General features: G+C 65.7%; 24 protein-coding genes. 12 read left to right on the top strand and 12 right to left on the bottom strand.

From position 1 onward, the window contains the following. Positions 1-20: 20 nt before the first annotated feature. The gene (locus tag MJ122_RS29360) at positions 21-671 is read left to right on the top strand and encodes a response regulator (RefSeq protein WP_017519398.1); all 651 of its coding nucleotides are present in this window, start codon (positions 21-23) and stop codon (positions 669-671) included. Positions 672-743: 72 nt separating this feature from the next. Here the strand turns inward: MJ122_RS29360 and MJ122_RS29355 are convergent, their stop codons facing one another. From MJ122_RS29355 to MJ122_RS29335, 5 genes are all read right to left on the bottom strand, one after another. Beyond that, positions 744-1436, bottom strand: coding sequence for a molecular chaperone (locus MJ122_RS29355; protein ID WP_239747147.1), 693 nt, complete (start codon positions 1434-1436; stop codon positions 744-746). Positions 1437-1452: 16 nt separating this feature from the next. Then, positions 1453-2826: a fimbrial protein gene (locus MJ122_RS29350; protein ID WP_239747126.1), complete on the bottom strand. Its 1374-nt coding sequence runs from the start codon at positions 2824-2826 to the stop codon at positions 1453-1455. Continuing rightward, complete coding sequence (locus tag MJ122_RS29345; protein WP_239747125.1) at positions 2823-5414, bottom strand: fimbria/pilus outer membrane usher protein; 2592 nt, start codon at positions 5412-5414, stop codon at positions 2823-2825. The genes MJ122_RS29350 and MJ122_RS29345 overlap by 4 nt, the downstream gene beginning before the upstream one ends. Beyond that, positions 5398-6150 carry a molecular chaperone gene (locus MJ122_RS29340; protein ID WP_239747124.1) on the bottom strand — a complete coding sequence of 251 codons (753 nt, stop codon included), beginning with the start codon at positions 6148-6150 and terminating at the stop codon, positions 5398-5400. The genes MJ122_RS29345 and MJ122_RS29340 overlap by 17 nt, the downstream gene beginning before the upstream one ends. Before the next feature lie 97 nt (positions 6151-6247). Further along, a complete protein-coding gene (locus MJ122_RS29335; protein WP_088417639.1) occupies positions 6248-6793 on the bottom strand; it encodes a fimbrial protein in 546 nt (181 codons plus the stop codon). Between the two features lie 254 nt (positions 6794-7047). On the opposite strand from MJ122_RS29335, the gene MJ122_RS29330 reads away from it, so the two are divergent. From MJ122_RS29330 to MJ122_RS29305, 6 genes are all read left to right on the top strand, one after another. Continuing rightward, on the top strand, positions 7048-7416 hold the full coding sequence (locus tag MJ122_RS29330) for a YciI family protein (protein ID WP_088417640.1): 369 nt from the start codon (positions 7048-7050) through the stop codon (positions 7414-7416). Positions 7417-7456: 40 nt separating this feature from the next. Then, positions 7457-7987 (top strand): SRPBCC family protein, encoded by a 531-nt coding sequence (locus MJ122_RS29325; RefSeq protein WP_239747123.1) that lies wholly within the window; start codon positions 7457-7459, stop codon positions 7985-7987. A 29-nt stretch (positions 7988-8016) separates the two neighbouring features. Further along, entirely contained in the window at positions 8017-8169 is a 153-nt protein-coding gene (locus MJ122_RS29320; protein WP_239747122.1) for a hypothetical protein, read from the top strand. After that, on the top strand, positions 8166-8963 hold the full coding sequence (locus tag MJ122_RS29315) for a DUF899 domain-containing protein (RefSeq protein ID WP_239747121.1): 798 nt from the start codon (positions 8166-8168) through the stop codon (positions 8961-8963). Before MJ122_RS29320 ends, MJ122_RS29315 begins: the two co-directional genes overlap by 4 nt. A gap of 22 nt (positions 8964-8985) precedes the next feature. After that, positions 8986-9426: a nuclear transport factor 2 family protein gene (locus MJ122_RS29310; RefSeq protein WP_088417643.1), complete on the top strand. Its 441-nt coding sequence runs from the start codon at positions 8986-8988 to the stop codon at positions 9424-9426. A 274-nt stretch (positions 9427-9700) separates the two neighbouring features. Beyond that, positions 9701-10954 carry an RNA polymerase sigma factor gene (locus MJ122_RS29305; protein WP_239747120.1) on the top strand — a complete coding sequence of 418 codons (1254 nt, stop codon included), beginning with the start codon at positions 9701-9703 and terminating at the stop codon, positions 10952-10954. A 52-nt stretch (positions 10955-11006) separates the two neighbouring features. Here MJ122_RS29305 and MJ122_RS29300 read toward each other — a convergent pair whose 3' ends face one another. The 5 genes from MJ122_RS29300 to MJ122_RS29280 form a co-directional block, all read right to left on the bottom strand. After that, on the bottom strand, positions 11007-11780 hold the full coding sequence (locus tag MJ122_RS29300) for a glucose 1-dehydrogenase (RefSeq protein ID WP_239747119.1): 774 nt from the start codon (positions 11778-11780) through the stop codon (positions 11007-11009). A 309-nt stretch (positions 11781-12089) separates the two neighbouring features. Next, positions 12090-12893 carry a type 1 glutamine amidotransferase gene (locus tag MJ122_RS29295; RefSeq protein WP_017519411.1) on the bottom strand — a complete coding sequence of 268 codons (804 nt, stop codon included), beginning with the start codon at positions 12891-12893 and terminating at the stop codon, positions 12090-12092. Positions 12894-13289: 396 nt separating this feature from the next. After that, complete coding sequence (locus MJ122_RS29290; protein ID WP_239747118.1) at positions 13290-14960, bottom strand: sensor domain-containing diguanylate cyclase; 1671 nt, start codon at positions 14958-14960, stop codon at positions 13290-13292. 182 nt (positions 14961-15142) lie between these two features. After that, positions 15143-15487 (bottom strand): hypothetical protein, encoded by a 345-nt coding sequence (locus tag MJ122_RS29285; RefSeq protein ID WP_239747117.1) that lies wholly within the window; start codon positions 15485-15487, stop codon positions 15143-15145. A 363-nt stretch (positions 15488-15850) separates the two neighbouring features. After that, the gene (locus MJ122_RS29280) at positions 15851-17179 is read right to left on the bottom strand and encodes an OprD family porin (RefSeq protein ID WP_088417648.1); all 1329 of its coding nucleotides are present in this window, start codon (positions 17177-17179) and stop codon (positions 15851-15853) included. Between the two features lie 461 nt (positions 17180-17640). Between MJ122_RS29280 and MJ122_RS29275 the strand changes: the two genes are divergently transcribed. From MJ122_RS29275 to MJ122_RS29255, 5 genes are all read left to right on the top strand, one after another. After that, positions 17641-18018 (top strand): RidA family protein, encoded by a 378-nt coding sequence (locus tag MJ122_RS29275; protein ID WP_017519416.1) that lies wholly within the window; start codon positions 17641-17643, stop codon positions 18016-18018. A gap of 367 nt (positions 18019-18385) precedes the next feature. Beyond that, positions 18386-18904, top strand: a complete 519-nt coding sequence (locus MJ122_RS29270; RefSeq protein WP_239747116.1) for a hypothetical protein — start codon at positions 18386-18388, stop codon at positions 18902-18904. Positions 18905-18964: 60 nt separating this feature from the next. Then, entirely contained in the window at positions 18965-19810 is an 846-nt protein-coding gene (locus tag MJ122_RS29265; RefSeq protein WP_239747115.1) for a DUF692 domain-containing protein, read from the top strand. Beyond that, entirely contained in the window at positions 19803-20576 is a 774-nt protein-coding gene (locus MJ122_RS29260) for a putative DNA-binding domain-containing protein (RefSeq protein ID WP_239747114.1), read from the top strand. The genes MJ122_RS29265 and MJ122_RS29260 overlap by 8 nt, the downstream gene beginning before the upstream one ends. A gap of 12 nt (positions 20577-20588) precedes the next feature. Continuing rightward, the gene (locus tag MJ122_RS29255) at positions 20589-21011 is read left to right on the top strand and encodes an organic hydroperoxide resistance protein (protein WP_275590881.1); all 423 of its coding nucleotides are present in this window, start codon (positions 20589-20591) and stop codon (positions 21009-21011) included. Positions 21012-21880: 869 nt separating this feature from the next. Here MJ122_RS29255 and MJ122_RS29250 read toward each other — a convergent pair. Together MJ122_RS29250 and MJ122_RS29245 are read right to left on the bottom strand one after the other, a co-directional pair. Continuing rightward, entirely contained in the window at positions 21881-22396 is a 516-nt protein-coding gene (locus tag MJ122_RS29250) for a DoxX family protein (RefSeq protein ID WP_239747113.1), read from the bottom strand. 79 nt (positions 22397-22475) lie between these two features. Further along, positions 22476-23114, bottom strand: coding sequence for a hypothetical protein (locus tag MJ122_RS29245; RefSeq protein WP_239747112.1), 639 nt, complete (start codon positions 23112-23114; stop codon positions 22476-22478). Positions 23115-23131 lie beyond the last annotated feature (17 nt).

Raw genomic sequence — 23131 nt, 5'->3', positions numbered from 1 at the left:
GTTGGGACTCAAGAAAACTCATGGAAAAAGTCAGAGTGGCACTAGCGGACGACCATCCCATTGTCCTGATGGGGGTTCGCGAGGTGATCGAACGGGACGATCGCTTCGAGGTAATAGGCGAGGCGCATAATTCCAGCGAGCTGGTGGCCCTGTACCGCGAGCAGCGGCCGGCCATCGTCATCACCGACTACAATATGCCGGGGGACCAGACCTACGGCGACGGCATCAAGCTGATCGAGTACCTGCTGCGCAATTTCCCCGACACGCGCATCCTCATCCTCACCATGCTGTCCAACCCGCTGATTCTCTCCAGCCTTTACGACCTGGGCGTGTCGGGGGTGATCCTGAAGAATGGCGATCTCGACGAGATCCTCGTGGCGCTCAAGGCACTGGCCCAGGACCGCATCTACCGCGGGCCGGGCATGCAGTCGGCAAGCAGCGTGCTGGCCAGCGGGGACGACGTGGAGGGGCGCATCGCCAGCCTGTCGGTGAAGGAATACGAGGTGCTGCGCCATTTCATCTCGGGCATGAGCGTGCGCGACATCGCGCTGCTGCTCAACCGCAGCGTGAAGACCGTGAGCGCGCAGAAGATCTCTGCCATGCGCAAGCTGGACGTGGATACCGACCAGGCGTTGCTGACGTTCTGCGTGATGGCCAATCTGTTTCAGTAGGCCTGCACAATGTAAGGAGCGGGCCATGCCCGCGATCCGCCCATCACCAAACTCCCCATGAAGCCTGAGTGATCAGCGCAGCGCCGCAGTGCCCTGCTGGCTGTTCCCGCCATCGTCGATCCACAGGTAACGCACCTCCCCGCCGCTCGCCGGCAGGGCCTGGGTTGGCGTCAACACGCGCTTCGAAAACGGCGGCAGCAGCTCGGCCGGCAGCGCCGAGCCGGCGTTGCCCTGGCGCACCTCGGCGCCGGCCAGGGTGATGAAATAGGCGGTGGGATTTTCCACCTGCAGCGCATTGCCGTTCCTGCGGAAGAGCAGTTTGCGGGGAGCCTCCTCAGCATCCTTTGCCAGTGCCCGCGGGCGGTAGATGACCTTCATCTGCGTGCGCAGGGTAACGGTCAGGCGCGATTCCCCTTCGCCCAACGGCTCGTCGGATTGGGGCGGAATCTCGTAGAGGTTCAGCCAGTACAGCGACTCGCGGTCCTTCGGCAGCGCATCGCCGGTATAGAGCAGGCGCAGGCTGCGCATCTGGCCGGGGTTCAGGCGGAATACCGGGGGCAGCGGCATGATCGGCGCCTGCGCGGTTTGCGGCGCGGCGTCGAGGTCGCCGTCGTCGATCCAGGTCTGCACGATGACCGGGTAGCTGTTCTGGTTCACCAGCGCGAGGGAAGCCTCGCGCTTGCCTTCGTCGAAGATCACCCGCGTGCGCTCGGCGGTGACGCCGGCGTGCACCTCTGCACCGACCAGTATCGTCAGCCCCAGCAGAGCGGCGCACCAACGCTTACTGCACACGGATCACCACCTGCGCGGTGGCCTCGACGCGGCCGGGGGTGACGGTGGGCATGCTGCCGAGGCTGAGTTTTTCCAGGCGCGCGCGGAAGGTCTCGCTGTACTGGGAGATGCCGCTGACCTCGCCGGTCTTGTTCGAGGCGTTACCGATCACCGGGTACCAGCCGCGCGCTTCGGCGTTGCTGCCGTTGGCGGAATCCTCGTTGGCCAGCAGGTTCATCGCGCTGCCGTTGCGCAGCAGGCGGATGCCCACGCCCTGGGCCATGCCGGGCTGGCCATAGCGGTCGGAGACCAGGTAGGAAAGCCCGCCGCTGGCATTCACCAGCCCCAGCCCGGAGGCGGCGGCCAGCGCGCCGGCCGAGACCTTGATGCCCAGGGCGGTACCGCTGGTGCCGGTTTGGCTGGTGCTGGGGGTGGTGCTGCTGAGTACGCCGCTCTGGCACTTGAAGTCGACCTGGAAGGGCATCTCGCGGCTCGACCCGGCGTTGATCTCACCGATGGAAATCGATGGGAATACCACGTGCGGCGTAACGTTGGTGACGGCGCAGGTCGGGTAGCGCTTGAGCGTGACATCGCCATACAGGCCGATGGCGCCCGGCCAGTTGTAATGCCAGCCGCTGTAGTTGCCGTAGTGGGTCTGGCCGACGTTGGGATAGGCCAGCCCCGGCCCCTTGATGGCGATGTAGCCGGCGGGCTGGGTGCGGCCGTACAGCTGCGATTTGGTATTGGGTGAATAGCCCTGGGTGGTTTCCAGCGGCGCCCTGAAGAGTTCCGCGCGCACCGCGCTGAGGTTCTTCGCCTTGACCAGCTGGTAGCCGCGCGAGTCGATGTCCAGCCCGCTGAGCTGGCGCTCGCGCCAGACATCGGTGAAGTACTGGCCGGTTTCCACATGGGTCAGGCGCAGCAGCACGTTGGGCCAGGCGGTGCGGTAGGCGGCCTGCAGGCCGATGGAGTTGCCCACGCTGTCGCCGCCCTGGTACCAGCCGCTGTAGAGGTCGTCGGCGTTGGTGGAGAACATCTCGTACACGGCGTCTTGCGGCGCGCAGCGGAAGAACACGCGCTCGGCGTCGTAGCCGGCGGAGTTGCCGTACTGGGTGATGGGCGACACGGCACTGGCGATCAGGCTGCCGTCGGGCTGGAAGCTGGCATCGCTGACGTTGATCACGCTGGGCAGGCCGAGGGAGCCGTTGCAGGTGTCGCAGGCGCCATCACCGGGCCAGGCGCCGGCCACGCCTTCGCCGGGGCGGATCTGGTAGGTCAGGGTGGTAGTCGCGCTGCCCACGCCGGTGACCTTGTAGCAGGTAGCCCACGCACTTGGCGCGAGCAGCAGGGCGAGCAGCGGCAGGCTGCGCAGGAGTGGATTCATGAAGCCTCCGGTAGACAGGTTGCCTGCAGGCGCACCAGCACCTGGTCGGGGGCGGCGCCTTTCAGGTCATAGGGCAGCAGGCAGCTGTCCTCCGCCCGGTCGCCCCATTGCACGCGCAGCCGGCCCTTCTCGCCCTCGGCGCGGGCGTAGACCTGCCCGCCCTGGCCGACCATGCCGATGTTCACGCCCTTGCCGTCGAGCACGTCGGCGCCCAGCGGCAGCGGCTGGCCATCGGGCAGCCGGGCCTGGATCAGCAGCGGGTGCCCGGTGAGGGTCTTGAACTCGACCCGCACGGCAGCGCCGGCGTAGGGCGCGATCTTGCGTTCGGTTTCCACCAACTCGGCGTTTTCGTCGATGCCCTGCGGGTCGAGGCTGATGGGGTTGTAGCGGTAGGGCGAAAGCGAGGGCACCACGGCATAACCGTTGCCGTCCACCCGCGCGCCCTGGCCGCCGCGCACGCCGGCGCCGCTGGCGCCCTTGGCTTCCACCAGGGCGAAGGTATCGCCGACGTAAGGGCCCAGGGTCAGGCCGCCGCTGTGCAGCACCGCCGCGCCGCGCATGCCGCCGTTGACCTGGCGGTAAGTGGAGCTTTCGGCGTAGCCGGCGTTGAAGGTGGCGACCGAGGTCTGCTGCTGCACGCTGCCGTTGAAGTCGGTGCCCTGGCCTTCGCTGTCGCGCCCGGCGGAGAGGGCGTAGCTCAGGCTGCGGTCTTCGCCCAGGGTGCCGTTGAGGCCGGTCTGGTAGGTGCTGCCGCTGGTGTCGCCGCTGCGCCGCGAGGCCATGGCGCTGAGGTTCGGCGCGCGGCTGGTGGAACCCAGCGGCATGGACAGGCTCAGGGTCAGGGTGTTGTTGCGGTTGCTGCCGTGCTGCAGGTTGTACTGCGGCGGTTGCGACGGGTCGTAGTCGTCGTTGACGTCGCGGTACCAGGTGGTCTGCTGGCGCGAGTAGGAGAGGTTGTAGCTGAGCTGGCGCCAGGTGTTGGAGTAGCCGACCTGCAGCTGGGTATCGCGGCTCTTGCCGTCGTAGTAGTCGGCGGTGGAGCCGGACAGGTAGAGGTTGCCGTACTGCCCCAGGCCCTGGTTGACCAGCAGGGTGAACTGGTTGCGCTGCTTGTAGCTGCTCGAATCCCAGTTGTCGCCGTGGTCGCCCGCGTCGCGCGCGGAGAGGGCGTCGCCCAGGTCGCGGTAACCCTCGGTGGAGTAACGGTAGCCAGCCAGCGTCAGGGTGGTCTGGGTCGGCTGGAAGGTCCGGCTGTAGTTCAGGCCGACGCGCCAGCCCTGCTTGCGCTGGTTGTTCTCCACGGTGGCGCTGGAGAAGGTGGTGTTCATGCCGAAGGCGCCGTAGGGCGTGGCCAGCACGCCGCCGCCGAGCACCGCCAGGTAGTCCTCGGCGACGCGGGCGCCGAGGTTCGCGGTGAGGGCGTTGGTCAGGCCGCGCTGGTAGGTCAGGTCACCGAACAGGTCGTTGCCATCGCCGTACTGGCGCGCCTGGCCCACTGTGGCGCTATAGCGCGACAGGCCGGGGCGCATGGATTCGGGCACGGCGGAGAAGGGCACGGAGAAGCGCGAGACGCTGCCGCCGGCCTCGATCACCTGCACGTCCAGGTCGCCGTCGTAGGCGGTGCCGTAGAGGTCGTCGATGACGAAGGGACCGGGCGCGACCGTGCTCTCGTGGATCTTCTTGCCATTCTGGCTGATCACCACTCGCGCGTTGGTATTGGCCGTGCCACGCACCTGCGGCGCGTACTGGCGTTGCGAGTCCGGCAGCATGCGGTCGTCGGTGGCCAGGCGTGCACCGCGGAAGCCCATGCTGCCGAACAGGTTGCCTTCGGTGTAGCTGTCGCCCAGGGTCAGTTCGCTGCGCAGGCCCGGCAGCGCTCGCTGGGCGTAGGTGCGAATGCTGTTCCAGTCGCTGCGGGTGTTCCCGGCGTAGCTGGAATAGGTGTAGTTGGACTGGTGGCGCAGCCGCCACAGACCCAGGTTCACGCCGCCGTTCAGGCCCAGGTAGCCGTAGTCCGAGTCGCCGCCGCTGCCGGAACCTTCGAAGCTCGAACGGTAGAGGTTGGCATCGTAGTTGACGAAGCCCATGGTGCTGCCGGCGTCCCATTCGTCCGGGCTGACATAGCCGCGCGGCTTGATGTCGAGCAGCGCCTGGGGCACCGCGAGGTCCAGGCGCAGGCGCGCGGTGTCGAGCGTCCAGGTCGAGTTGGGCAGGCGCTCGGTGAGCCAGTGGCAGATGCCCTGGTCGTCCTTGCCGGCCTTCGGGTCGGGGCGAGCCCCCAGGCTCTGGCGCAGGAAGCGTTCGCTGAAACAGGGTTCGGCGCGCTCACCACGCTGGCGCATCTGCACTTCCGCGCGGGTGGCGTACTGGCCGTTGAGGTAGAGGTCGACATGGTAGGTGCCGGGGTCCACCTGGTCGGCGCGGTTGAAGCGCTCCAGGCTGCCGCCGGCCAGGCCCGAGCCCATCAGCAGGCTGTCGTCGAAGCGGTACTGCGCATCGCCCAGGGCTATGCCCGCGATCGCCATGGCGAGGGCTCCCAGGGCGAACGGCAGCAGCGCTCCGTGGGCGCGATCAACGCGGCAGGTCATGGCGAAGTTCCACTCTTGCGCCGTAGTCGTTGATCAGCAGGGCGGAGAGGCGTGGCGTACCCGCGGGCAGTGCCGAAGGCTTTTGCGGCTTCCACTGGGCCTGGCCCATCGGCGCGATCATGCCAGGCTGCAGCTTCCACTGGCGCTCGCCGACGCTGAGGGTCGCGCTGCCGAAGGAGGCGTAGTAGCCGGCGGGGTTCTCCACCTTCACGCTCCAGTTGCTGCCGCTCTGCACCAGGGAGAAGCGCAGTTTCTCAGTCAGCTGTTCGGGGCTGCCGGCGATGCCCGCAGGGCGGTAGAACAGCTTCAGGCGGTTGCGCAGCATCAGCAGCATCTGGTTCTGGTCGGCCTTGGCGGCGTTGCGCGGCGGAATCTGCAGCACGTTGAGGTGGAACAGCGATTCGCGGTCCTTGGGCAGGCCGGAGCCGGTGTAGAGGATGCGCAGGGTCTGGCCGCTGCCGGGCGCCATGCGCGATACCGAAGGGTTCACCACGAACGGCGCCTTGGCGGTATCGGGCGTGGAGGCGGGATCGTCGATATCGATCCAGGCCTGGATGACGTTGGGGAAGCCGTCCTTGTTGGTCAGCTGCACGGTCTTTTCCCGGGCGTCGCCGGGGTAGATGACACGGGTGCCGGTGATCACCACGCTGGCCTGGGTCAGTGTGGCGGTGAAGGCTGCCAGCAGGGCGAGCGCGAGCGTCGCCGCGCTGAGCGGGCGCAGAGGGAGGGCGTTCATCCGGTTCACCTGTCTTGCCGGGACGTTCGGGGCGGTCACCCCTGAACGACCCGGCGCAATGCGGGGAAGCGGCACCGGGGGGCGGTGCCGCGGGGTATCACTCGTAGCGCAGGGTGTAGGTCACCGAGCCGAGTACCGGGCCGGGGGTCACGGTGGCGGCTTCGGAGATGTACTGCACGGCGTAGTCGTAGCTGGCGCTGGTTTCACCATCGGCGAGGACGATGTCGCCGGCCTCCACCGCTGCGCCGCCGGCCAGGTTCACCGGAGTACCGGCGGGGCCGTCGAGCAGTTGCAGGGCAACGCCGGTGGCACCGCTGGTGGCGGTGTTGGTCAGGTTGCCCGACGCGGTGGCATTGGTAGCCTGGAACAGGGTGGTGAAGTGCTCGTCGGCACCGCTGGGCGCGGCGCAGCCGGTCAGCTGGAGGGTGAAGCTGGTCTCGCCGGTGGTCTGGCCGACGCTGCCGTTCAGGGCGCTGACCGGAACGCTGTCGAGGATCACGGTCGGGTCGGTGTTGCCGTCGACCACGGCCGAGCAGGTCTGGTCGGTCACTTCGCCACTGAAGTTGATGGTGTTGGCGGCGAAGGCAAGGCCCGGCACAGCGAAGGCGGCTGCGACAGCGAGGGCGGTTGCGTGAAGTTTCATTCTCTTGAGCTCCATGGTCAGGGTGTTTTGCCATGTCCACTTTGCTTTCAGAGCGTTCCTAAATATCTGAGACGAATCTGAAAGTGTTTTCCTAGGCAGCTGTCGTCCCGACCAACGGCGCCCAGGTGCGAGGCAGAGCGGCGCGTTGAGGATGCCGATGGCGCCGTGCGGAAAAACTTCTCCCAGTGTGTCGATTCCTGACCGCGCGCTTCGACTATGAGGTAACCGCAAGCCCATAGCGCCCGGAGACGACCATGAAGTACCTGTGCCTGATCTATGTGGATGACCAGCGCCTGTCGAGCCTGTCCGGGCCCGAATACCGGCGTCTGATGGACGAGTGCTTCGCCAACGACGAATACCAGCGCCGGGCTGGCAGAGTGCTCGCCTCCGAGGCGCTGGAGACGGTAGAGGCCGCGACCACCCTGCGGCATGGAGCGGCGGGGTTGTCGATTACCGACGGGCCCTTCGCCGAGACGCGCGAGTACCTGGGCGGCTTCGTACTCATCGATGCGCGTGACCTTAACGAGGCACTGCAGATTGCACAGGGGATTCCCAGCGGTCGCCTGGGCGCGGTGGAAGTCCGCCCGGTGCGCGACTGGGACCGCTACTTTGCCGGGCGCTGAGGCCTGGCTGTTCAAGTGATGGCAACGTCAGGAGGATGTGATGCTCAAGTGGATTGCGTTGGTGATGGTACTGGCTGTGGCGGTGGTCCTGGTGCTGGCGGCGAATCGCCCGGGCACCTTTCGCGTGGAGCGCACCGCGCGCATCCAGGCGCCGCCTGAGAAGGTGCAGGGTTATATCGAAGACTTCCACCTGTGGGCGCAATGGTCGCCCTTCGAGAAGCTCGACCCGCAGATGCAGCGCAGCTTTTCCGGTACCGACAAGGGCCGAGGCGCGGTCTACGCCTGGGAAGGCAACGGCAAGGCCGGGGCAGGGCGGATGGAAATCCTCGAAATCGATCCGGGCAGCCGCGTGACCATCGCGCTGGACTTCCGCAAGCCGTTCAAGGCCAGCAACACCGCCGAATTCACCCTGGTGCCGCGCGATGGCGGCACCGAGGTGACCTGGGCGATGTTCGGCCCGGTGCCCTTCGTGGCCAAGATCATGCACCTGTTCTTCGACGTGGACCGCATGGTCGGCAAGGACTTCGAGGCGGGCCTGGCCAACCTCAAGGCGCTGGCCGAAAAGGGCTGATGCAACCTGCGACCCGTAGGAGGTGAGCCATGTGCCCTCTGTGCGTTTCGACCCTGACGCTGGCGCTGACCAGCGTTCTTTCCGCCGGCGGCTTCAGTGCCTTCGCCGTCACCCGCCTGCGCGGCAAGCGCCGCGCCCGATCACACGAGCAACGGGAGCCTTCCCAGGAGCGTGCGCTATGAAACCGGCCAACCAACAATCTTCCTTCCCAGCGATGCCCCGGGTCGTTTCCCAGGCTGCCTGGCGACAAGCGCGCATTCGCCTGCTGGAGCAGGAAAAGGCCGCGACCCACGCCCGCGACGCGCTCAATGCCCAGCGCCGCGAGCTGCCGGTGGTGCGCATCGAAAAGGACTACCGCTTCGAGGGCCCGCACGGCCCGCTGCGCCTGCTCGACCTGTTCGAGGACCGGCCGCAGCTGATCGTCTACCACTTCATGTTCCACCGCGACACGGGGCTGGGTTGCGAGGGCTGCTCCTACCTGATCGACAACCTCGGCCGGCTGGAGCACCTGCATGCGCGTGGCACTACCTTTGCCATGGTATCCCGCGCGCCGCTGGAGGAGATCGCACCGTTCCGCACCCGCATGGGCTGGCAGTTCCCCTGGTATTCGTCGTTCGGCAGCGACTTCAACTACGACTTCCACGTCAGCGTCGATGGGGCCGTCGCCCCGGTGGAATACAACTATCGTGACAAGGCGGAGCTGGAACGTCTCGGCCAGGACTACCACGTGCGCGGCGAACAGCCGGGCATGAGCGTGTTCCTGCGCGACGGCGATCAGGTCTACCACAGCTACTCGACCTACGGCCGGGGGCTTGAGGCGCCGCTGTTCACTTACCACCTGCTCGACCTCACCCCGCTGGGGCGCGGCGAAGGCTGGGGCGGCATGCCCGACTACCAGGGCAAGGGCATGAACTGGACGCGCTTCCACGATGAGTACGACCAAGCTCCGCCGCCGCACAGCTGTTGCGGTTCCTGATCCTTGAGCAGGAGGAATTCCCATGACTGCCGCTGGAAAGAACGCTACACACGCTGAGCTGCACGAACTGCTGGAAAGCTGGCTGAAGTCCGTGCGCGCCTCCGACGTGGAAGGCATCACCCGCCACTACACCCGCGACATCCTGGCCTTCGATGCGGTGAAGCAACTGCAGTTCAAGGGCGTCGAGGCCTACGCCAGTCATTGGCACGACTGCACCCGGATGTGCAAGGAACCCACTTTCGAGATCCATGAGCTGAGCTTCGAAAGTGGCGGCGATACGGCCTTCGGGCACTACCTCGCCTACTGCGGCGGCACCGATGACAAGGGCCAGCACAACGCTTCCTGGGCGCGGGTCAGCGTCGGCCTGCGCCGGGAGGCGGGGCAGTGGAAGATTGCCCATGAGCATTTCTCGATTCCCTTCGACCCGGCGACGGGGCAACTGCTGTTCGATGCCAGGCCCTGATAGGGGCGGGAGCAGCTCTTTTCCTTTGCAAGGTCATGCGGGCTTCCCCTCTCCCAGTAGGGAGAGGGGGCGGGTTCGGCGTCGGCTGAATCCGTGGCGTCAGCCGGCGCGGATAGCTCTCCGGGGGAGAGGGAGCCCGCACCGGGCTTCACCTGGAGGGCTACAGCGAAACACCCCGCAATGATCTTCCGCCGCATCCGTCCGACCACCTCCCACCTTGGAGGAAATGCGTGCAGGATAGGCAGACCTCTCCCACGCCAAGGACCTTCGGCCCATGCACGAGTACGCCGCCCAGCCCCTGCGCGATGTGGTGGACGACGTCTACCGCCGTGAATCGCGCCGGGTACTGGCCACGCTGATCCGCCTGCTGGGGGATTTCGACCTGGCCGAGGAGGCCCTGCACGAAGCCTTCGTCGCCGCCGTGGACCAGTGGCGACGCGACGGCGTGCCGGCCAACCCTCGTGCCTGGCTGGTCTCCGCCGGGCGCTTCAAGGCCATCGACGGCCTGCGCCGGCGCTCGCGTTTCGACGCCTCGCTGACGCAGATCGCCGAGCAACTGGAGATCGATGCGCAATCAGTGGAGGAGCAGGCCGACGAAAGCGTCGAGGACGACCGCTTGCGGCTGATCTTCACCTGCTGTCACCCGGCGCTGCCGGCGGACGCGCAGGTGCCGCTGACCCTGCGCGAGGTCTGCGACCTGAAGACCGAGGAAATCGCCCGGGCCTACCTCGCCACGCCCTCGACCATCGCCCAGCGCATCGTCCGCGCCAAGGCGAAGATCCGCGACGCACGGATCCCCTATCAGGTACCGGAAGCCGCCGAGCTGCCGGAGCGCCTGGCCAGCGTGCTGCGGGTCATCTACCTGGTGTTCAACGAGGGGTATTCCGCTTCGGCGGGCGACTCGCTGACCCGCACCGATCTGTCCGCCGAGGCCATCCGCCTGGGTCGGCAATTGCTGGAGTTGCTGCCGGAGTCCGAAGTGATGGGCTTGCTGGCGTTGATGCTGCTGCACGAATCGCGGCGCGAGGCGCGCACCGCCGAGGACGGCGAACTGGTATTGCTGGAGGACCAGGACCGCTCGCGCTGGAACCGACAGCTGATCGCCGAGGGACAGCAACTGATCAGCGCTGCGCTCGCAACCCGACGTGTCGGCCCCTACACCCTGCAGGCGGCCATTTCCGCCGTGCACGCCGCCGCAGCCGACATGGCCAGCACCGACTGGGCGGAGATCGTCGGCCTTTATGACCTGCTGCTGGCGATGCAGCCCTCGCCGGTGATCGAGCTCAACCGCGCCGTGGCACTGGCCATGCGCGACGGACCGCAAGCCGGGCTGGCGCAGGTGGATGCCATCCTTGCTCGCGGCGATCTGCAGGACTACCACCTGGCCCACGCCGCCCGCGCGGACTTCTGCCGGCGACTGGGGCGCCATGCGGATGCTCGCGCGGCCTACGGGCGCGCCCTGCAGCTGGCGAAGCTGGAGCCGGAGCGGCGCTTTCTTGAGCAGCGGCTGCGCGAACTCCACGGCTGACCGGCATGCCCTTCGACCAGTCGTTGCTGCCGGGCGGCGCGGCAGGTTCGCTCTACAGGCTGCTCACCAGGTGCCCGCCATCGACGGCGAGCACCGCACCGGTCATGAAGGCGCCGGCGTCGCTGGCCAGCAGGAGGAAAGGGCCTTCCAGCTCCTGCAACCGGCCCAGGCGGCGCATCGGCACCGTGTCGCGGATATAGGCCTGGCCCTTGTCGCTGTCGAAGTAGGCGTCGTTCATTTCGGTCCTGAAGTAGCCCGGCGCGATGGCATTGACCCGCACGTTGAAGCGCGCCAGTTCCAGCGCCAGGGATTTGCTCAGCTGCACCACACCGGCCTTGGCCGTGCAGTAGTGGCTGTAGCCGCCGCCCACTCGCAGGCCGAGGATCGAGGCGATATTGACGATGCTGCCACCGCGCCCGGCCCTGGCCAGGCGTTGCGCCGCGCACTGGGCGACGCGCCAGACACCGTCGAGGTTGGTGGAGAGCATGGCGCGCCAGTCTTCCTCGCTGACCTCCAGCGCGCGTTGGCCGTTGCCGATGCCGGCGTTGTTGAGCACTACCTCGACCACGCCGAACTCTGCCTCGGCGCTGTCGAAGGCAGCTTCGACGCTGGCGCGGTCGGTCACATCCAGCGCCACGGCATGGGCTTGGCCGCCCTCGGCTTGAATGCTCTGGGCAAGCTGTGCCAGGCGTTCGGTGCGACGTGCCGCCAGGACTACCCGAGCGCCGGCACGGGCGGCTACGCGCGCGAGATGCGCGCCGATGCCGCTGGAGGCGCCGGTGACCAGGACGGTCTTGCCGGCGAGGGAAAATAGGTCGTTGCTCATGGCTGCACCTGTGTCGACGGAGCGAATTCGCTGACCGCCAAGGTTAGCCGGATGCGCCCTCAAGGGTGTGCAGGGTGCGCCATTCGCCGCGCGAATGACGAGCCGGGCTTGGCCGATGGTCCGGCGGGCGCTTGGCGATGGGCATTTCAGGCTCCACGCCATCTTGCGATGGTGCTCCGTAGTTACCGGCGGACGTCCGCCGTAGGATGGCGTGGAGCGAAGCGATACCCATCGATAGCGGGATGTGCAGGGGCATTTCAAGAAAAAGCCCGGCACAAGTGCCGGGCTTTTCATGACGCGGGAAGCAAATCAGGCGGCGAGTGCGCGGGCCTGCTTCTTCTTCACCTGGGCACGGCAAGCATCGCCGAACGCCTGGAAGATCTTCACCGAGTCGGGGTTCTTCGCGGCTTGCCATTCCGGGTGCCACTGCACCGCGAAGAGGAAGGGCGAAAGCGTCGGGGCGTGGATGGCCTCGACCAGGCCGTCTTCGGCGTGGGCGATGGCTTCGATGCCCTTGCCCAGGTTCTTCAGGCCCTGGCCATGCAGCGAGTTGACGCGAATCTCATCGCCCAGCAGCTGCTGCAGCCAGCTGCCCGAAACCGGACGAACGCCGTGGACCTGGCTGTACTGCACGTCGACCGGGTCTTCGGGGTTCTCGCGATGGTCATTGAAGCCGGGCTCGGCGTAGACCTTCTGGTAAATATCGCCGCCCAGGGCCACGTTGATTTCCTGCATGCCGCGGCAGATACCGAAGATCGGCAGGCCACGCGCGATGGCGGCCTTGATCAGCGGGATGTCGAAGTTGTCGCGGTCCTTGTCCTGGCCCTTGCCGGGAGTTTCGTTCTCCTGGCCATACAGGGTCGGATCGATGTTGCTGCCGGCACCGGTCAGGTACACGCCGTCGGCCATGTCCAGGTATTGCTCGAGGTCTTCGATGCCGCAGCAGGTCGGTACCAGTACCGGCACGCAATCGGACTGTTCGACCAGGGGCACGATGTATTTGTGGGTCATTACCTGATAGTCGTGGCCTTTGCGCTCTTGGCTGCCCATGGACATCAGGACGACGGGTTTACGGAGAGTCTGTTTCTTGTTGCCAATGTTGCTGTTGGACATATGTCACCTTTGGACGGGCTGCAGCCCATCGTTTTTGTGCAGGCGCGCAGCGGAAAGGCGCGCTACCTGAGGTTCCGAGCACTGCCGGGAGCGCACAGAAGGCGAAGTTTCCCGGTCGAAACCTGCCTACCAGCCTGCCAGAGCCGTTAAATATGTCAAACGAATTCGGTGGCGAGCGTCAAAAATAATGGTCGAAATCCTGTCTTACAATTCCTTTATCTTATTGTTTTTAAAGTGTTTTTATAAATTTCCTGGCGTGATTAAAAGTCCATTATTTAAAACGCTGGATCATAATGGTGAAAAATTCTGCACGCTTTTTCATGAAGGGTGTTCGGGATCGGCAACGACTGTGCAGGCGGCGCGCTCTGCCTCGCGGTTTTGCCTCGAACGGCACGCTCAATGGCACTCGATACGGTTCCGGCCGTTCTGCTTGGCCCGGTAGAGCGCGCTGTCGCTGCGCGAAAGCGCGGCCTCGGCGGAGATGTCGTTGGCTTCCAGGGCGGCGATGCCGATGCTGATGCTCAGCGGGATGCGTTGTCCGTCCTGCATCAAGGGTTGCTCCAGCAATTGCTGCTGCAGCCGCTGCGCGAAAATCTTCGCGGCAGCGACATCGACGCCGCCCAGTACCACGGCGAACTCCTCGCCGCCCATGCGCCCGGCGAAATCCACGCGGCGGATGTCGCGGCCCAGGATACAGGCGAAATGGCGCAGCGCCTTGTCGCCGACGGCGTGGCCCCAGCGGTCGTTGATCGCCTTGAAGTGGTCGATGTCGCACATCAGGATCGCTGCGTGGCGGTTGGGCGAGCGTTGCACGCGGCCGAGCTCCGCATCGATCAGGCGCATGAAATGGCCGCGGTTGGGCAACTGGGTGAGGAAGTCGGTGGTGGCCAGTACCTGAAGCTCCGCCTCGATGCGCTTGCGTTCGGTGATGTCAGTGATGAAGCCGTGCCAGATCAGGCCGCCGTCGGGCAGGCGCTTGGGGTGCGCGTTGCCCTGGCGCCAGAGCGTGCCGCGGCCGGCGATCTGCACGCGGTATTCGTGCCGCCAGGGTTGCAGATGGGCGGCGGAGGCTTCCAGCGAGGCGAGGCAGGCCGGAAGGTCATCGGGGTGGATCAGGTCGCGCAGGAGTACGGATCGGTGGCGCATCTGTTCGGCGGGCACGCCATAGATGTCCATCACGCCTGCGCTGACATAGGGGAAGGTACCGGTGCCGTCGGGGAGGCGGCGGAACTGGAAGACCATGCCGGGGATTTCGTTGGTCAGGTCGGTGAGCAGTTCCACGCTTTCGCGCAGCTTCTCGGCCATGCCGCGCAGGGCGCTGATGTCGGTGGTAGTGCCGAGCATGCGCAGGGCATTGCCCGCGGCGTCGCGCTCGACCACCTTGCCGCGGCTGCACACCCAGAGGTAACTGCCGTCCTTGTGCCGCAGGCGGTGCTCGACCTCGTAGGCCTCGGTGCGGCCCTCGAAGTGGTCGCGCATGGTGTTCTGCACATACTCGAGGTCTTCGGGATGCACGCGGGTGTAGGCGTCCTCGATGCAGCTGCCGATTTCGTCCTCGGTGTAGCCCAGCAGTGACTTCCAGGCGGTGGAGTAGTGGATCTGCCCGGTGGGCACATGGCGGTCCCAGATGCCGGTGCCGCTGCCGTCCACCGCCAGGGCCATGCGCCGCTCGCCCTCCTTTTGCGGTACGCGGTCGCGGTCCAGCAGCGCTTCGCCCAGCTCCAGTACGTCGGTCAACAGCCTTTGCTGCTCGTCGCTCAGTGCCTCGTCGCTGTCGCCGAGCAGCACCAGTCGCGCCTGGGGAAAGCCCTGCGGGTCGCGCAGCATCCGGCTGGCCAGCAGGTTCAGCCGTCGGCCCTGATGGCTGAGCGGACTGGCGGCGGCATCGAGGGCCAGCAGGGTGGCCAGGGAAAGGGCTGCCGCACCGTCCATGCCGAGCTGGCCGAGCAACTGGCCGCGCATGTCGATGAGCAGGACGGCGCAGTCGCCGCCTGCATGCCGGGCGAGACGCAGCAGGCCGTCATATCGCCCGTGCTCCTTTACCGCGGGATTACTGGAAGTTCGCATCCGATAGCAGCTTCTTCAACGGAGGATGGGCTTGGGCATGACGGCGCGCGGGACGCTGCGGCATGCGGACGCAGATGGCCCTATGAGATCACGGCATTCGGGGCGCCACAATGTCCCTCCACGACATGGGCGACGAGCGTGCAGAAGAAGGGCGGCGCCTGCGTAGCGCAGGCGCGCAAGGGTCAGTTGATCAGTTGGTCGATCAGCACGGCGTTGGTGTAGAACAGGCAGCCGTCGCTGGCGCGGTGTCCGACGAGATGGAACTGGCCGCGGTGCTCTGCGCCGCCCAGGTACACGCGGAACATGCAGTCCGCCAGTGGCCCGACGCTGTCGGGCATGTGCAGGTCGAGGGTAGCGAGGTCGGCTTCGACCATCATTTCCTTCTGGTGGTTTTCCTGCAGGAACACCTCGGCCTGTTCCAGGTGCAGGCGGTCGTCGTCGGTGAGATAGAAGTGGATATCGGTCACCGGGATGGGTTGCTGATCCGCGGTGAGCTTGCACCAGCCTTCGAGTGTCAATGCGCTCATGATGCTGTCCTCCTCCGTTCGCGGGCTGATACCGCGCCGTCAGAGTTTGGACCGCCTCGCTCGCCGGTTCGCTCACTCTTTGTTCGATAGGCCGATGCGGGGCATAAAAAAAGCCGCTCCAGGGGAGCGGCTCGAAGGACGTCGAAGGAGCAATCACAATATCAACGTCAGGAGTTGTCTTCCGCAGGGAAATGCGGAAGCGGGAAGATGGGCTGATTCTAGAAAGTTGGCTCTTCGAAATAAACGGTTAATCCGGGAAGAGACTTTCTGCCGTGGCGTAATAATCTCTCGGGAACACGGGGCAAACATTCAGATAAATCCGAAAGTTGCCCCGAATTATTGCCCGGCGAATATTCGCCTGGATTACAGGATCGACAGCGGGTATTCGACGATCAAGCGCAGTTCGTTGTTGTCCGCTTCACCCTGGTCGGCGTTGGCGCGGTGGAAGGCTTGGCGCATGCGGAAGGACAAGTCCTTCGCCGGGCCTTGCTGGATCACGTACTTGGCTTCCAGGTCGGTCTCGTGGTGGCTGCCGTCTTCACCGTACAGACCGACGTAGGCGCCATCCGCGTCGGCGTGGCTGCCGTCGATACCGGTACCGTTGATGTAGCGCGCCATGAAGCTCAGGCCCGGTACGCCGTAGGTGTCCATCGCCAGGTCGTAGCGGACCTGCCAGGAGCGCTCCCCCGGACCGTTGAAGTCGGAGTACTGCACGGAGTTGGCGAGGAACACCGAGTCACCGGTGGCGCCAGCGCCGTCGTCGCCGAAGCCGACATAGTCGAACGGGGTATCGCCGTGGACCTTCTGGTAGGCCAGGGTGACGGTGTGCGCCTGCAGGAAGGAGTAGGCCGCGGCGAGCGACCAGGTGGTGTTGCTGATCTCGCCGGCCTTGGCCTGGCCTTCGTCGTTGGTGCGGTAGATGTTGAAGTCGAAGGCCAGCGACTGGTCGTTGGCGACCGGCAGCACCCAGTTCAGGTTGCCGTAGTACTGGCGCCAGATGTCCTTGAACTCGGAGCCGTACAGCGAAACGCTGAGGTTGTCGTTGATCGCGTACTTGCCGCCGAGGAAGTCGACGTCGCTGGTTTCCACCGCGGCATAGGCCGCCCACAGGCCGCCGTCACGGGCGGTGGTGACCGGGCTGGTGCCGGAGGTGAAGTGACCGGCTTCCAGGTCCAGGCCTTCGATTTCGCTGCTCAGCAGGTTGAAGCCCGAGGCGGTCTGCGGGATCAGGCGGGTGCCGCCGGCGGCGAACACCGGAGCGGTCGGCTGCATGTCGCCGAATTTCAGCTCGGTCTTGGAGATACGCACTTTCAGCGCGCCACCGGCCTTGCCGTAGTCATCATCCGGCTTGCCGTCATTGCCGACCGGCAGGTTGCCGGTACCGGCGCGGCCACGGCCGGCGTCGAGCTTGATGCCCAGATAACCGAAGGCGTCCACGCCGAAACCGACGGTGCCCTGGGTGTAGCCCGAGGAGAAGTTCGCCAGGAAGCCCTGGGTCCAGTCGCGGTTGTCGGCCGCGCCGTTCTTGCCGTCGTGATCGTAGTACTGGTTGCGCAGCAGGACGTCGAGCTTGGCGTCCTCGACGAAGCCCTTGGCATCGGCCTGATCGGTGACGAAGGGTTCGGCGCCGGCGAACTGGCTGGCGGCGGCGGAAACAGCGAGGACGATAGCGCTGCGTTTGAGGTGCTTCATGGATATTGCCCCTAGAGTCTTGGAGGACCGGCTCGATGAAGTGCGTGAGAACCGGACGTTTTTATAGGCAGGCACAATGAATCCGGACGTGGATTGACCACGGCGGAAAGTCGCAGGAAGTTGCGTTGGCATTGTTGCAGTTAACTGACTTTGTATTCCCCCGCGTATTGCTCCAGACGCGGGCTTGGATACGCAAAGCCGACGTCATAATGCCCAAAGAGTTCGTCGTTTAAATCACGGATTATGAAAAGGTCTATGTCCCAAACTGTAATAATCGGGACGTTGGTCGAGTTGACATAACGCATTCGGAAGTTCCGCGTATATAAACAATGTCACTGTTTCCGGGGGCTGCGGGCACGGCGGCATGGCGCGCGGCCCGGCGATGCGGCTAAGCTGCGCGACCCGGCCGCCGCACCAGGTGCGGCGACGTGCCCCATTCACTGACAGCAGAGATTTGTCCCATGACGCCTACCTTCATCCCCGACGCGGACCCCGAATCCATCTCCTCCGACGTCGCCGGCTTCGGCGGCCTGCTGGTGTCCACGCAAATCCCCACCCTGGAGGACGGCAGCCTGGAACTGGGTGACATCAAGGCCCAGAGCGAAGCCACCCTGCGCAGCCTGCAGCTGGCCCTGGAAAAGGCCGGCAGCGGCCTGGACCACGTCCTGCACCTGACCATCTACCTGACCAGCATGGCCGACCGCGCCGCGTTCAACGAGGTGTACTGCCGCTTCTTCGCCAAGCCCTACCCGGTGCGCGCCGCCGTCGGTATCGCCGAGCTGGCCGTCGAAGGGATGAAAGTGGAAGTCACCGCCATCGCGGCCAAGCGCGCGAGCTGATTTTTCCTATTGCAGGATCGGGCCGCCTTGCGGCCCTTTTCTTTTCTGGCATCGCCAGGACAGGGCCAATGCCGCAAGCCCGCTCCCACCAAGAGCAGCATGCGGCAGGCCTGTAGCAGCGAGCTTGCTCGCAAAACTCCCCGCTCCCCGCCGAATGTATTGCTTTGTATCTGCCGCTCCCTGAGCGGACACAGGCATACAAAAGCCTCCCGCCGCCGATACGCCCGCGATACATCGCCCAGGCGAAATAGCCCTACCCGAACGACACAACGCGACGGTAGGGAAAACCCTCCAGAGCATCGTTCCAGGGATTCGCCCTTGCGGCATGACCCGGCGCACCCAGCGTCACAGCATCTGGAGAAGCACCATGACTCGTACCTCGAAAACCCAGCTCGGCCTGCTCGCTGTCGCCCTGGCCGGCGGCCTGAACCTGGCGTCCTCCGCCTTCGCTGTCGAAGCCCTGCCCCAGGGATACCAACTGGCTTCCGCCGCCAAGGCCGGGGAGGGCAAGTGTGGCGAGGGCAAGTGCGGCGCCAACGAGGCCAAGGCCAAGGCGACCCAGGGCGAAGGCAAATGCGGCGAAGGCAAGTGCGGTGCCGATGGTGCCCAGGCCAAGGCCACCGGCGCCGAGGGCAAGTGCGGCGAAGGCAAGTGTGGCGATGCGTCCTTCGCCCGTACCGACGCCGACCACGACGGCCGCGTCTCGCGCGCCGAACTGCTGGCCGTGGCGCCCAAGGCAGGCGCGGAGTTCGATGCCATCGACGCCAACCACGACGGCTACCTCTCCGAAGCCGAGGTCTACCAGTTCCGCAAGAACCAGTTCGACTCCAACGGCAAGCCGTTCCCGTCCGACCTGTACAGCAAGCTGAGCCAGGCCAGGAACTGAGCCACGCCGACACCTCCCCGCGCCATCCGCCGGGGAGGGCACTTCGCCAAGGAGACTGCCATGACGACTACCACCTCGCTGCAAGGCGCCGGCCTCGGACTGCGCCGCGCCATGCTGACCGACCTGCTGAGCGTGGATGAGCGCGCCGTCGATTTCCTCGAAGTCGCGCCGGACAACTGGATCGGTGTCGGCGGCTCCTACGGCGAGGGCCTGGCCCGCCTGGCCGAACGCTTCCCGTTGTCCTGCCATGGGCTGTCGCTGTCCTTGGGCGGCCCCGAGCCGCTGGACCACGTATTCCTCGGCCGCATCCGCGAGTTCCTCGATCAGCACAGGGTGCCGCTGTTCAGCGAGCACCTGAGCTACTGCTCCGACGAAGGCCATCTCTACGACCTGATTCCCATGCCCTTCACCGACGAGGCCGTGCACCACATCGCCAGCCGCATCCGTGAGGTGCAGGACGTCCTCGGCCGTCGCATCGCGGTGGAGAACATCTCCTACTACGCCGCGCCCTACCAGGCGCTGAGCGAAATCGACTTCCTGCGAGCCGTGCTCGGCGAGGCCGACTGCGACCTGCTGCTGGACGTCAACAACCTCTACGTCAACGCCCACAACCACGGTTACGACGCCGCTGGCTTCCTCGCCCAGGTGCCGGCCGAACGTGTCGTTTGCCTGCACGTCGCCGGCCACTACGACGAAGCGCAGGACCTGAAGATCGACACCCACGGCGCCGCCGTGAAGGACGACGTCTGGAACCTGCTGGCCAGCGCCTACCAGCACCTGGGCAGTGTCCCGACCCTGCTGGAGCGCGACTTCAACCTGCCGCCACTGGGCGAACTGCTCGGCGAAGTGGACACCATCCGCAACCTGCAGGCGGCCGCGCGCCAAGCGGAGGTGCGTCATGCCTGAGTCCTTGCGCGAACAGCAGTTGCGGATGACCCGCTACATCCGCGACCCGCAGTCCAACGAGCCGCCGCCCGGTATCGCGGCGCAGCGCCTGGCGGTGTATCGGCAACTGTTCTTCGGCAACCTGCAGTCGCTGCTTGCCGGAAACTTCCCGGTGCTGCACGCCAGCCTGCCGGACGAGCAGTGGCAGGCACTGACCCAAGACTTCTACGCCGGCTACCACTGCCAGACGCCGCTGTTCACCGAGGTGGCCGGCGAGTTCGTCGACTACCTGGAAGGCCTTGTCGATCTATCCGGCTGGGTGGCGGAACTGGCGCACTACGAATTCATCGAGACCGCGCTACTGCTCAGCGATAGCAAGGAACCGGCCCACGACCCGGACGGTGATTTGCTCGATGGCGTGCCGTTGATTTCCGGCCTTGCCGTTCCGCTGGCCTATACCTGGCCGGTCAGCCATATCGGGCCGCGGCACATTCCGCTGCAGGCACCGGCCGAACCGACCCTGCTGCTGGCGCGCCGGGATGCCGACCTGAAGGTGTACTTCGCACGCCTGGCCCCGCTGGCCCATGCCCTGCTGGTGTCGCTGCAACAGTGGCAGCTCACCGGTCGCCAGCACCTCAAGGCGCTGGCGGAAATCGCCGGCGTCGAACCGGCCGCGATCCAAGGGCAGGGCATCGCCCTGCTGCGCAGCCTGAAAGAACAGGGCGTGGTGCTCGGCACCCGGCCGAACTGCACCACTCCACGTCGTCCCCCTCTGCATCGTCCCTGAAGGAGAAGCGTCATGACCGACACCCTGACAACCGTGATCTACACCGCCCATACCCACACCACCGGAGGCCGCGATGGCCGCGGCCGGACCACCGATGGTGAACTGGACCTGGCGCTGAGCCCGCCCGGTTCCGGCCGCCCCGGCAGCAACCCCGAGCAACTCTTCGCCATCGGCTGGTCCGCCTGCTTCATCGGCGCACTGCGCCGCGCCGGGCAGAAGCTGAACGTGCGCCTGCCGGCCGATGTGGCGGTGGATGCGAAAGTTTCACTGGGCAACACTGCCGATGGCGGCTTCGCCCTGGCCGCTCAGCTCACCGTGCACCTGCCGGGACTGGAGGCCGAGGACAAGGCGAAGCTGGTCGACGAAGCCCACCAGATCTGCCCGTACTCCAAGGCGACTCGCGGGAATATCGAGGTTGGGTTCGTCATTCCCTGATCGCGCTGTTATTCACAGCCAAGCCCGCGCACCTTCACCGGTGCGCGGGCTTTCTGCTTTTCGTAGGAGCGAGCTTGCTCGCGAACCCGGTGACCGTCGAAGGCGCTGGAGAATCCGTTCGCGAGCAAGCTCGCTCCTACAGCCCCTGTTCGAGTTCAGCGTTGAATGGGGCGGCATGGGTATCGCTGCGCTCCACCCATCCTACGTTGACGCGTCCGACAGGCTTATGCGCCGCGTCTTCATTGACCTTCCCAAGCCCAGCCCGTACCGTTTCCCAGCCACTCAACAGAGCGGTGCGGGATTGGCGTCCCGGACTTCAGAACAGACGTTAGCTTTCGGGCTCATGTCGGCAGGGTCGCGCCTGTGTAATGGGCGGGCCGTGCAGGGCATCTTCGGATGCGCCGGATGTTCTGACCGGTACGCCAACCTGTACGGCCTGTTCTCCCGGATTGGCGTCTGGATGAGCAACTCAAAGCTCTCATTCAGGACGTAAAAGGCTTCCATTCCAGAGCCGCAACGATGCCACCCACTCAAGCTCTTCGACGCCGCCGAAGACCGCCGGCCGCTGTGCCCTGCTTGCTCCTGCTGGCCTGCGCAGATTACCTGCCCAGTGGCGATCTTCTTTCACCCTCCCTGAGCGGCCTCGAACTGCTGCGGACCAAAGCCGCGCTGTTGTATGAAGGCGCTTGCGCAGGCGTGAATCGAGTGCACCTGTAGGATGGGTGGAGCGCAGCGATACCCATGCGGATCGCATGCTGCCCGTGCCTGATATCGCGGAAATCATCCGCACCTGCCCTAATGAGCCGAAAACAAAAACGCCCTCTCCATCGGAGAGGGCGTTTCTGTCGAACAGTCGCTGTGCGGGGCGATCAGTTCAGCCGCGAAGCCCCCAGGAACCGCCGCACCAGCCCATCCACGCTCAGCGCACCCGCGCCCTTCAACATCAGCGGCACCAGCGCCACCAGGTAGATCAGCGGCAGCTTGTAGTTGCCAAAGCCATGGTCGGTGATCGAGTAGCCCTGGGCGAGTTCCGCCAGGCTCGACCACTGTGCCGGCCAGTGCACGGCGGCGATGGCGACGATGGTCACGACGATCAGCGAGGCCGAAGCGAACCGTGTGGCCAGGCCCAGCAGGAGCAGGATCGGCGCGATCAGCTCGGCCCACATCGACACCTGCCAGTCGAAGCCGGCGGAGAAGTGGTTGAAGGGGAAGGGGAAGTTGGCGTGGATCTGTTCGAACCAGTTTTCGCCATGCCATTTCTCCAGGCCCGACTCGAAGAACTCCCAGGCCAGGAACAGCCGCAGCGGAATGTCCCAGCCCCAGGCGGCGAGACGGTCGAGTGGGTCGAAAGCGGTCTTGAGCGGGTTCAGGGTCAGCAGGGTCATGGTGCACCTCTTGGGTAAGTCATGGACAAGGCTCAGATGGCCGGACGGTGGTTTGGCCCGGGCGTGGAAGACGTCGAGATCAGGCGTTCGGCAGCGCGGCGCGTGCGCTACGGCGCAGGCGCACGGCGAGCTTGGCGAGGAGCTTGAAGGCGATGGCGCTGAAGATCAGGCCGAAGCCCAGCGGGTACCAGGACCCCATCGGCAGCCGCTTGTAGAAGGACAGGAGGAACACTCCGGCGATCACCCAGGTGCCGGTGCTGTGCAGGCCCTTCCAGACGCGGGCGCCGAGCAGCTTCACCGCGTAGGGGAAGGAGGTCATGGTCAGCAGGACGATGAACACATAGCCGACCGAGCCGGGAATGTTCGCGGCGACGCTGCGGCCGTTCCAGAAGGTCTCGGGGTAGAACTTCACGTAGAGGATGATCAGCACCGCGTGCACGGCATGGGAGAAGGCGAAGGCCAGCCCGAGGAAGCGTCGCTCGCGCAGCAGTCCGCGGGTGAACCCGCCTGGCACCAGCGCCGCCAGGGACGAGGCGAGGAATGTGGCGAGGAACAGCGCGAAGGAGGTACGCGCGGTGACGCGGATCGCGCTGCGTAACGCGTCCACCCCTTGCGGCTGGGACCACAGGGCCAGCGTGGTGACGATCAGCACCAGCAGCGACAGCAGGGAAAACAGGCGCCAGCCATGCAGGCGGGCAGGTTCGGCGGGACGGTTCATGGCGGGCTCCTTTGGGC

The sequence above is a fragment of the Pseudomonas sp. DP-17 genome (assembly GCF_022380625.1).
GTDB classification, from domain to species: Bacteria; Pseudomonadota; Gammaproteobacteria; order Pseudomonadales; family Pseudomonadaceae; genus Pseudomonas; species Pseudomonas nitroreducens_A.
This window is presented reverse-complemented; position numbering and strand designations above follow the sequence as displayed.

Coding starts and splice junctions, on each gene's coding strand:
- MJ122_RS29360 (WP_017519398.1), top strand. CDS start 21: ATGGAAAAAGTCAGAGTGGCACTAGCGGACGACCATCCCATTGTCCTG.
- MJ122_RS29350 (WP_239747126.1), bottom strand. CDS start 2,826: ATGAATCCACTCCTGCGCAGCCTGCCGCTGCTCGCCCTGCTGCTCGCG.
- MJ122_RS29345 (WP_239747125.1), bottom strand. CDS start 5,414: ATGACCTGCCGCGTTGATCGCGCCCACGGAGCGCTGCTGCCGTTCGCC.
- MJ122_RS29340 (WP_239747124.1), bottom strand. CDS start 6,150: ATGAACGCCCTCCCTCTGCGCCCGCTCAGCGCGGCGACGCTCGCGCTC.
- MJ122_RS29335 (WP_088417639.1), bottom strand. CDS start 6,793: ATGAAACTTCACGCAACCGCCCTCGCTGTCGCAGCCGCCTTCGCTGTG.
- MJ122_RS29330 (WP_088417640.1), top strand. CDS start 7,048: ATGAAGTACCTGTGCCTGATCTATGTGGATGACCAGCGCCTGTCGAGC.
- MJ122_RS29325 (WP_239747123.1), top strand. CDS start 7,457: ATGCTCAAGTGGATTGCGTTGGTGATGGTACTGGCTGTGGCGGTGGTC.
- MJ122_RS29320 (WP_239747122.1), top strand. CDS start 8,017: ATGTGCCCTCTGTGCGTTTCGACCCTGACGCTGGCGCTGACCAGCGTT.
- MJ122_RS29315 (WP_239747121.1), top strand. CDS start 8,166: ATGAAACCGGCCAACCAACAATCTTCCTTCCCAGCGATGCCCCGGGTC.
- MJ122_RS29310 (WP_088417643.1), top strand. CDS start 8,986: ATGACTGCCGCTGGAAAGAACGCTACACACGCTGAGCTGCACGAACTG.
- MJ122_RS29305 (WP_239747120.1), top strand. CDS start 9,701: ATGCACGAGTACGCCGCCCAGCCCCTGCGCGATGTGGTGGACGACGTC.
- MJ122_RS29300 (WP_239747119.1), bottom strand. CDS start 11,780: ATGAGCAACGACCTATTTTCCCTCGCCGGCAAGACCGTCCTGGTCACC.
- MJ122_RS29295 (WP_017519411.1), bottom strand. CDS start 12,893: ATGTCCAACAGCAACATTGGCAACAAGAAACAGACTCTCCGTAAACCC.
- MJ122_RS29290 (WP_239747118.1), bottom strand. CDS start 14,960: ATGCGAACTTCCAGTAATCCCGCGGTAAAGGAGCACGGGCGATATGAC.
- MJ122_RS29285 (WP_239747117.1), bottom strand. CDS start 15,487: ATGAGCGCATTGACACTCGAAGGCTGGTGCAAGCTCACCGCGGATCAG.
- MJ122_RS29280 (WP_088417648.1), bottom strand. CDS start 17,179: ATGAAGCACCTCAAACGCAGCGCTATCGTCCTCGCTGTTTCCGCCGCC.
- MJ122_RS29275 (WP_017519416.1), top strand. CDS start 17,641: ATGACGCCTACCTTCATCCCCGACGCGGACCCCGAATCCATCTCCTCC.
- MJ122_RS29270 (WP_239747116.1), top strand. CDS start 18,386: ATGACTCGTACCTCGAAAACCCAGCTCGGCCTGCTCGCTGTCGCCCTG.
- MJ122_RS29265 (WP_239747115.1), top strand. CDS start 18,965: ATGACGACTACCACCTCGCTGCAAGGCGCCGGCCTCGGACTGCGCCGC.
- MJ122_RS29260 (WP_239747114.1), top strand. CDS start 19,803: ATGCCTGAGTCCTTGCGCGAACAGCAGTTGCGGATGACCCGCTACATC.
- MJ122_RS29255 (WP_275590881.1), top strand. CDS start 20,589: ATGACCGACACCCTGACAACCGTGATCTACACCGCCCATACCCACACC.
- MJ122_RS29250 (WP_239747113.1), bottom strand. CDS start 22,396: ATGACCCTGCTGACCCTGAACCCGCTCAAGACCGCTTTCGACCCACTC.
- MJ122_RS29245 (WP_239747112.1), bottom strand. CDS start 23,114: ATGAACCGTCCCGCCGAACCTGCCCGCCTGCATGGCTGGCGCCTGTTT.